Annotated in this window: 8 protein-coding genes; 6 read left to right on the top strand and 2 right to left on the bottom strand. The window is 71.8% G+C overall.

From position 1 onward, the window contains the following. Positions 1 to 343 precede the first annotated feature (343 nt). From AB0N16_RS41335 to AB0N16_RS41325, 3 genes are read left to right on the top strand one after another with little or no spacing between them, the layout of a single operon-like run. Positions 344 to 2,656, top strand: coding sequence for a Tat pathway signal sequence domain protein (locus AB0N16_RS41335; RefSeq protein ID WP_365805991.1), 2,313 nt, complete (start codon positions 344 to 346; stop codon positions 2,654 to 2,656). A gap of 25 nt (positions 2,657 to 2,681) precedes the next feature. Then, a complete protein-coding gene (locus AB0N16_RS41330) occupies positions 2,682 to 2,888 on the top strand; it encodes a hypothetical protein (protein ID WP_365805990.1) in 207 nt (68 codons plus the stop codon). Then, positions 2,885 to 3,226, top strand: a complete 342-nt coding sequence (locus AB0N16_RS41325) for a hypothetical protein (protein ID WP_365805989.1) — start codon at positions 2,885 to 2,887, stop codon at positions 3,224 to 3,226. Before AB0N16_RS41330 ends, AB0N16_RS41325 begins: the two co-directional genes overlap by 4 nt. Here AB0N16_RS41325 and AB0N16_RS41320 read toward each other — a convergent pair. Both AB0N16_RS41320 and AB0N16_RS41315 read right to left on the bottom strand, forming a co-directional pair. After that, entirely contained in the window at positions 3,217 to 4,131 is a 915-nt protein-coding gene (locus tag AB0N16_RS41320) for a squalene/phytoene synthase family protein (protein ID WP_365805988.1), read from the bottom strand. The two genes, AB0N16_RS41325 and AB0N16_RS41320, sit on opposite strands and share 10 nt — an antisense overlap. Before the next feature lie 53 nt (positions 4,132 to 4,184). Further along, positions 4,185 to 5,138 carry an alpha/beta hydrolase gene (locus AB0N16_RS41315; RefSeq protein WP_365805987.1) on the bottom strand — a complete coding sequence of 318 codons (954 nt, stop codon included), beginning with the start codon at positions 5,136 to 5,138 and terminating at the stop codon, positions 4,185 to 4,187. A gap of 210 nt (positions 5,139 to 5,348) precedes the next feature. Here AB0N16_RS41315 and AB0N16_RS41310 point away from each other — a divergent pair, with 210 nt between their 5' ends. From AB0N16_RS41310 to AB0N16_RS41300, 3 genes are all read left to right on the top strand, one after another. Next, entirely contained in the window at positions 5,349 to 6,284 is a 936-nt protein-coding gene (locus AB0N16_RS41310) for a LysR family transcriptional regulator (protein WP_365805986.1), read from the top strand. 111 nt (positions 6,285 to 6,395) lie between these two features. Beyond that, positions 6,396 to 7,148: a YoaK family protein gene (locus AB0N16_RS41305; protein ID WP_365805985.1), complete on the top strand. Its 753-nt coding sequence runs from the start codon at positions 6,396 to 6,398 to the stop codon at positions 7,146 to 7,148. 169 nt (positions 7,149 to 7,317) lie between these two features. Further along, a complete protein-coding gene (locus AB0N16_RS41300) occupies positions 7,318 to 7,638 on the top strand; it encodes a DUF6479 family protein (protein WP_365805984.1) in 321 nt (106 codons plus the stop codon). Positions 7,639 to 7,770 lie beyond the last annotated feature (132 nt).

Here is a 7,770-nt window from a genome sequence, read left to right as displayed (position 1 = left end):
CCGAGGCGGGTGTTGTGCTTCTCGGTCGACTCGCCCATGGGGATGTTCTCCCAGGCGTCGGTCAGACCGTCGTACGCCATCGCGCCGCCCCTCTGAGATGGAGCGCCCGCGCCCTGGCCAGGCTCGCCGGCCGAGAGCCGTGCGCGCAACGACTGCCCCGGAACAGGTCAATTCATCGGATGAGTCAAGAGTCTGAGTCAGGGTTGCCGATGTGAATGCAAAGCTCACCGCCCGAAGTGACGATCTTTCTCGACTTGTTGGGGCCGTTGACAGGTTCAGGCGGGCTGCTAGGTTCCGCGATACACCCGATGTATCAAGGATCCGTCAGGTCTGGAGGACGATGATGACCTCGCAGCCGGAGCAACGTTCACCCGTGCCCCGCAGGGCCGTACTCGGCACCGCCCTCGGTGGCGCGGCGGCCGCGGCCCTGCCCGGAACCGCCCATGCCGAACAGCAGCCCTCAGCGGCGGCGGACAGCCACGGACACCCCTGGAAACTCCGCGACACCATGACCACCGACGGCGCCTGGGACCGGTTCCTGCGCGGCCAGGATCTGCTGTGGAGCAGGCTGCCCACCCTCTGGTACGACGGGCCGTTCCTCGGCGACGGGCTGCTCGGCAGCATGATCTACCAGGAGCCGGGCGCCCACCAGATCCGCTTCACCGTGCAGCACGGCCGGGTCCAGGACCACCGGCCCGAGTTCGGCAGCGGCTGGGGCACCGCCCGCCTCCCGGTCGGGCACCTCACGCTCGAACCGGCCGGCACCATCACCGCCGTCGACTGGCGGCTGAGCCTGTGGAACGCCGAACTCACCGGCACCGTCACCACCACCGCCGGCACCCTCACCCTCGCCGCCCTCATCCACGACGAGGTCCTCGCCGTCCGCGCCACGGCCAACGGCGGCGAACAGGTCACCTGGACCTTCCATCCCGAGGAGGCCGTCAGCCCCCGGAAGATCCAGGAGTCACCGCCCGCCGGCTATACCGCCAACCCGCCCTGGACCGAACGGACGTCGGCCGACGGCACCGAGCAGGTCCTCCAACCTCTCACCGGCGGCGGCCAGACGGCCACCTCCTACCGCCGTACCGGCGACGAACTCCTGCTGAGCGTTGGCCACAGCTTCCCCTCGGACACCGCAGCCGAGGCCGACTCCCGCCGCAACCTGCGCCGCGCGGTGTCCTACGGCGCCCTGAGACGACGGCACATCCGCTGGTGGCACGCCTTCTACCGGAAGAGTTTCGTGTCGTTCCCCGACCAGCGGCTGCAGAGCTTCCACTGGATCCAGCTCTACAAGGTGGCCTGCGCCAGCCGCGCGGACGGACCGGTCATGGCCACCCCGGGCCCATGGCTGGAGCCGACCCCCTGGCCGGCGGTCTGGTGGAACCTCAACGTCCAGCTCGAATACTGGCTGATCCACGCCTTCAACCACCCGGAACTGGACGCTCTCGCCACCACCCTGCGCCAGAACCAGGAACAGCTCACCGCCAACGTGCCCGCCGCCTACCGCTCGGACAGCTCCGGCATCGGCCGCAGCTCCGACATGTTCGCCCACCGCGAGGTGGGCCGGCCCGGCACCGGCGCCGAGACCGGCGACCTCACCTGGGCCCTGCACAACGTCTGGCTGTCCTACCGCCACTCCATGGACAAGTCCCTGCTGCGCGACACCGTCTACCCGGTGCTGCGCCGCGCCATCAACTACTACCTGCACTTCCTCACCCCGGGCAGCGACGGCAAGCTGCACCTCCCCAGCACGCTCTCCCCCGAGTACCCGATCGTCCCGCCGCAGGACACCAACTACGACCTGGCGTTGATCCGCTGGGGCTGCCAGACCCTCCTCGACTCCGCCGAACTGCTCGGCATCGACGACGAGTCGAAGCCACGCTGGCAGGAGGTGCTGGCCAGGCTCACCCCCTACCCGGTCGACGACAACGGCTTCATGATCGGCGCCGACACCCCGTACGCCCAGTCCCACCGCCACTACTCGCACCTGCTGATGGTGTACCCGCTGTACCTGGTCAACTGGGACCAGCCGGAGCACCGCGACCTGATCACGAAGTCCGTGGTCCGCTGGCACGCGCTGACCGGCGCCCACCGCGGCTACAGCTACACCGGGGCCGCCTCCATCTACGCGATGACCGGCGACGGCGACACCGCGATCGGCTACCTGCGGAAGTTCTTCGACCCCACGACCCGCTACCCCTGCCGGGCCAACACCCACTACACCGAGGCCGGTCCGGTCATCGAGACCCCGCTGTCGGCCTCGCAGTCCCTGCACGACATGTTCTGCCAGAGCTGGGGTGGGATCGTCCGCGTCTTCCCCGCCGTACCGACCGCCTGGGCCGACCTCACCCTGCACAACTTCCGTACCCAGGGCGCCTTCCTGGTCAGCGCCGTCCGCAAGGCGGGACAGACCCGCTTCATCAGGATCCGCAGCCTGGCCGGCGAGCCTCTGAAGCTCCGGCACGGCCTGACCGGCCCGCTCACGGTCCTGCTCGACGACGGCACCCCGGCCCGCACCCACGACCTCGGCGACGGCACCCTCGCCATCGACCTGCCCCGTGGCCGCGAGGTGCTCGTGCACTCCGGCTCCCGCCCGGACCTCGTCATCGCTCCGGTCGCCGTCAGCGAACCGGGCGCGGCGTGGGGACTGCCGTAACCACCGACCGGAAGACAGGGTTCCCATGGCTGTTCCGCTCCCCAGAACCGTGGTCGCCGCGCTCTGCGCCGGACTGGCGGCCACCCTCCTGACCACCGCGCCCGCCCGGGCCGAGCAGCGGTCGCCCACCTGGACCGTCTCCGAGGCGGCGCACGCACCCCGGGCCCGTATCGACCTCGACACCACACCGGCACCCTCAGCCTCGCGGTCTCCCGTGCCGGCCGTACGGTGATCGAGCCGTCGCCCGCCGGCATCGTCACCCAGCAGGCCGACTTGTCACAGGGGTTGCGCTACCGGCACCGCAAGGACCGGATAGTCGAGGGCCGCAGCGGGAACCGCTGGTTCCTGGGCGGGGTGTACGCCGGCGCCGCCCACGCGGCCACGGTCCCCCTGACCGTCGGCCGCGGACAGTGGCTGGTGCAGACGATCCGGGACGGCGCCGAAGGCCTGGTCCAGGAGAGTCAGGTCCTGCGCGGCGGCGACGACCTGAGCGTCGACGTCGTCGCCGACGGCGGCTTCGCCGGGATCGCCTGCCCCTGGCACCAGGGCGTCACCACCTGCTACCGCTGAGCACGCACCGCCCGGCGGCGGGCACCGAGCACCAACCTGAGGGTGCCCGCCGTGGACGGCGACACCGAGCCGCGCAACACGTCCGTGCCGGGCGCGCGCACGGCCTCGGCGGTGAGCAGCTCGATCTCGATCAGCGTGCCCACCAGCGGGCGGTGGGCGGCCGGGATCAGTTCGAGCAGCTCCCGGGCCGACCGCAGGTCGGCCCGGGAGGTCTCGACCTCGTGTGCCACGAGGGAGCGCAGACCGGGCGAGGCCTGCCCCGCCGCGAGGTCCTCCGCCGTGACCGAGAAGCGCTTCAGGGTCTCCGCGGGGATGCCCGGCCGGCCCTCCCGCAGGTCCTCGGCGAGGTCGTTGACGAAGTCCAGCCGCTGGCTGCCGTCGATGAGCTTGCGGCACCCTGCCAGGAACCGTCCGCCGGGATCGGTCTCGGGGCCCAGGAGCGCGCCTATCAGAAGGAAGGCCGGCATCGAGTAGGCGTCGAGGTAGTCCTGGTAGTCGGCCTCGGTCTGGAAACCGGTGAACTCCAGCTCGGCGGTGGCGGTGGCCAGATAGGCCTCAACGACATCCCGGTGCCGGGGGTGCACGGCGACCGTGTGCAGGAGGGTGCGGACCAGGGGATCGTCACTGGTCCCCGTCTCCAGCCCCGCACGCACCCGCCGCTCCCAGTCGGCCCACGCCTGCGCACGCTGTGTCTCGGGACCGCTGTCCAGCAGGTCGTCCCCGTGGTGCATCACGGCCGTCGCGGCCACCACATGGGGCTGCACCGCGGGCGGCAGCAGCATCCGGCAGGCCAGATAGGCGCTCCGGCGGTACCGCCGGACCGTACGCCGTTGGATGCTGTAGTCCCGCCGCAGCTCCGCGTCCCGGATCCCGGCCGCGGTCAGGCTCTGATTCCACGCGCTCACGAGAAGATCGTAGAGGTAGGCGCGGATCGCGGAGCCCGACCGAGGCACAGCGCTCAGGAAAGGGACTTGAGGAACTCGACCAGCGCCGCGTTCACCTCGTCCGGGCGCTCCTGCTGGGTCCAGTGGCCGCAGCCGGCCAGCTTGAGGGGCTCGCGCACCAGGTTGGGCATCAGGACGGGAAGCCGCTCGATGAGCTCGGGCGTGCCGGGGAACGCCGGGACCACGTCACGGTCGCCGTAGACGTACAGCGCGGGCGAAGTGACGCGGGCACCCTGCCAGGGAGCGGTCAGTTCCCAGTTGCGATCGAGGTTGCGGTACCAGTTCAGCGCCCCGGTGAAGCCCTGGGAGAAGCTCTCGGTGAGGGCGTCCAGGTCCTCCTCGGTGAACCACTCGGGCAGCCGCTCGGGATCCGGCATGTCGGCGAGCCAGCCGCGCTCGGGGTCCACCAGGGGCTGCCCGACCGAACCGCTTTCGCCGGAGGCCGAGAAGAAGAACTTCCGCAGCGTGGTGCGCGGGTCGCGGCCGAACTCGGCGTCGGCGACACCCGGCCGGTCGAAGTAGTTCCAGTAGAAGCGCCCCCCGAACATCTCGTCCATGGCCTGGAGCGGCGGCCTCGTCCCCCGGAACGGCGGCGGCACGCTCAGCCCGGCCACCCCGCGCACCAGGTCCGGCCGGAACAGCGCCGTGTGCCAGGCCACCGGCGCGCCCCAGTCGTGCCCGACGACGAACGCCTTGTCCTCGCCCAACTCCCGGATCAGCCCGACGACATCGCCGACGAGGTGGAAGATGCTGTACGCGTCGACGTCCTCTGGGTGGTCGCTGCTGCCGTAGCCCCGCTGGTCGGGGGCGACCACATGGAAGCCGGCCGCGGCCAGGGGGCCGAACTGGTGCTGCCACGAGTGCCATGATTCGGGGAAGCCGTGCAGCAGCACGACCAGCGGGCCGGAACCCTCCTCGGCGATGTGCAGCCGGATCCCGTTCACGTCGATCAATCGATGCTGAACCATGTGCACGAGCGTACGCGCAACGATCTTCGGCCACCGTGTCCGTGCTGCCGTCGGCGCGCGTTCAGACGGCCCCGGAGTCCTGGCCCGGACACCAGGGGACAGGTAACCCGTCAGTAGGTTCTGGGGTTCCTCCTCGCCCAATACCGCCGCCCGCTGAGGAGCACGGGCGCATGAATTGACCTCGATCGATCGTAGAGAGAGATTGATGCCATGGAGCTGCGCCATCTCAGGTATTTCCTGGCGGTCGCCGAGACGCACAACTTCACCCAGGCCGCCGCGCGTTGCTATGTGGCGCAGTCGGCGCTGAGCCAGCAGATCGCACGGCTGGAGAAGGAGGTCGGCGCCCCGCTGTTCAGCCGCACGAGCCGCTCGGTACGGCTGACCGCCGCCGGTGAGCTGCTGGAGCCGCGGGCCCGGCGCATCCTCGCCGATGTCGACAACGCCCAGGCCGCCCTCGACGCGCTGGCGGGAGTGCGCCGGGGCCGGCTCCGCCTGGGCCTGGTGCAGACGATGGCCGTGCCCTTCGACATGGTGGAGGTACTGGCGGACTACCGCGCCCGCTATCCCGGCGTCGACCTGCGCGTGTCCAACGATCCCAGCTCCCGGATGGCCACCGCGGTCCTCGCCGGCACCCTGGATGTCGCGGTGGTCGGACTCGCCGCCGGGCAGGTACCGGAGGGACTGGACCACCGGACGCTGGGCAGCGCCCCACTGGTCGCCGTCGTACCGCGCGAGCACGCTCTCGCGGACCGGGAGGCCATTGATCTCGCCGACCTGCCGGACAGCCACCCGCTGATCCAGTTCACGCGGGGCAGCGGCCTGCGCCGCCAGGTCGAGGCGGCCTTCGCCCGCGCGGGAGCGGAGGCGGGCCGGCACTTCGAGGTGGGCCAGATCCACGACATGATCCGGCTGGCCGCACGCGGGGTGGGCATCACCGTCGTACCCCGGTCCACCGTCGTCGGGCCCGGCTCCGCACTGGGCCTCGACGCCGCCGACGAGCTGCCCCGGGGCGCGCGGATGCTGCGTCTGACGGACGACCAGGCCGTGCACCACATCTGCGTGGCGTACGACGCCACCCGGCTGGCTCCGGCCGCCGAGGCGTTTCTCGACGTCCTCGAACACCACGGCGACGATCGATCGGCATGACCGATCGCTGCACCCTGATCCATATGTTGGACAGTGTGACCGGGATGCCGGAGGCTGGCGAGGACGCACCGCGCGAGGTGCGGTTTCGTTCCAGTCCCGAAGGGGCCCGCCATGTCGATCAAGGACGCCGTCCAGCCCGTACTCCGTGACGCACGGGCGACCGTGCTGCCCGACCCGGCGGACCACCATGGCCCCCTGCCCCCGCTGATGCTCGCCCTCACCGTGGTGACCGGTCTCGTGGACGCCTTCAGCTACCTGGTGCTCGGCCATGTCTTCGTCGCCAACATGACCGGCAACGTGGTCTTCTCCGGCTTCGCGATCGCGGGCGCCGCGGGGTTCTCCCTGGCCGCCTCGCTGGCCGCGCTGGCCGCCTTCGGCGTGGGCGCCCTGCTGGGCGGCCGGATCGGGCACCGGGCCCGCGCGCACCGCGGCCGCGTTCTGCGCCTGGCGCTGGTCGTGGAGACGGTCCTCTTCCTGGCGGCCTACGGCGTCGCCCGGTACGGCGCCCCCCTGGACACGGCCGGGCCCCGGTACTCGCTGATCGCGCTCCTCGGCGTCGCCATGGGCGTCCAGAACGCGACTGCCCGCGCGCTCGCCGTACCGGACCTCACCACGACGGTCCTGACCCTGACCATCACCGGCATGGCCTCCGACAGCCGGGCCGCCGGAGGCGCCGGAGGCAAGACAGGCCGGCGCGCCCTCTCGGTGCTGGCGATGTTCGCCGGGGCCCTGATCGGCGCCTTCGCCGTCCGCGACGGCGCCCCCACCCTGCCGTTGCTGCTCGCCACCGTGCTCCTCGCGGGCAGCACGCTCGACGCGTTCGCGCTGGCCCGCTCGGACGCCCGCTGGACGGAACCTCGGTGACCGGCGCACCACAGGCGCCGGTGAACTCCGTCGGCCGGGAGTCGCGGGAGGATGCCGCCGCCCGGCCGCGGCCACGTGGTACCACGGGCGACCCGGCGCATGCCGTGTCCGGTTCCGCCATGCCTCGCCCCGCGGGCATCCGCCGTCCCGCGGTGGGTACCCGGGGCCGATGTACATGACTCATGAACAACTGGCCGCCGCCGGTTCGGCGGCGGGGACGATCGTGATCGTCGTCTGCGGTCTGCTCGTCGCGGCCGCGCTGGTGGGGGCCGTCCGGCTCGGTATCGGGGTACGACGGCGGGAGTCCGCGCCGCCCCGGCGCTCGGAACACCCCACGCCGCCCCGCACCGGACCGGTGCGCGAGGAGCGCGAGATGCGCGAGCCGAACGAGGTGCCGCGGGCTGGGAGTGACGGTGACCGTCTCACCCCGCACCAGCTCGGCAACGCCCCCAGCAGGTCCAGCGAGGACCAGACCCGCCCCCGCTGGTAGCCCGGCTGCAGCGGTTCCTTCCGCAGCGGGGCAGCGGCGTGCACTGACGACCCCCGGCCGCGGGGGGGGGGGGGGGCCGGGGCGGGGGGGGGGGTGTGGCGTTGGGAGGGGTAGCGGCGGGCGAAAAGGGGT

This window comes from Streptomyces sp. NPDC051105 (assembly GCF_040682795.1).
Taxonomy (GTDB): Bacteria; Actinomycetota; Actinomycetes; order Streptomycetales; family Streptomycetaceae; genus Streptomyces.
The sequence above is the reverse complement of the archived record's forward strand: the minus strand, read 5'-3'. Positions and strand labels throughout refer to the sequence as shown.

Coding starts and splice junctions, on each gene's coding strand:
- AB0N16_RS41330 (WP_365805990.1), top strand. CDS start 2,682: ATGGCTGTTCCGCTCCCCAGAACCGTGGTCGCCGCGCTCTGCGCCGGA.
- AB0N16_RS41335 (WP_365805991.1), top strand. CDS start 344: ATGACCTCGCAGCCGGAGCAACGTTCACCCGTGCCCCGCAGGGCCGTA.
- AB0N16_RS41300 (WP_365805984.1), top strand. CDS start 7,318: ATGTACATGACTCATGAACAACTGGCCGCCGCCGGTTCGGCGGCGGGG.
- AB0N16_RS41310 (WP_365805986.1), top strand. CDS start 5,349: ATGGAGCTGCGCCATCTCAGGTATTTCCTGGCGGTCGCCGAGACGCAC.
- AB0N16_RS41315 (WP_365805987.1), bottom strand. CDS start 5,138: ATGGTTCAGCATCGATTGATCGACGTGAACGGGATCCGGCTGCACATC.
- AB0N16_RS41305 (WP_365805985.1), top strand. CDS start 6,396: ATGTCGATCAAGGACGCCGTCCAGCCCGTACTCCGTGACGCACGGGCG.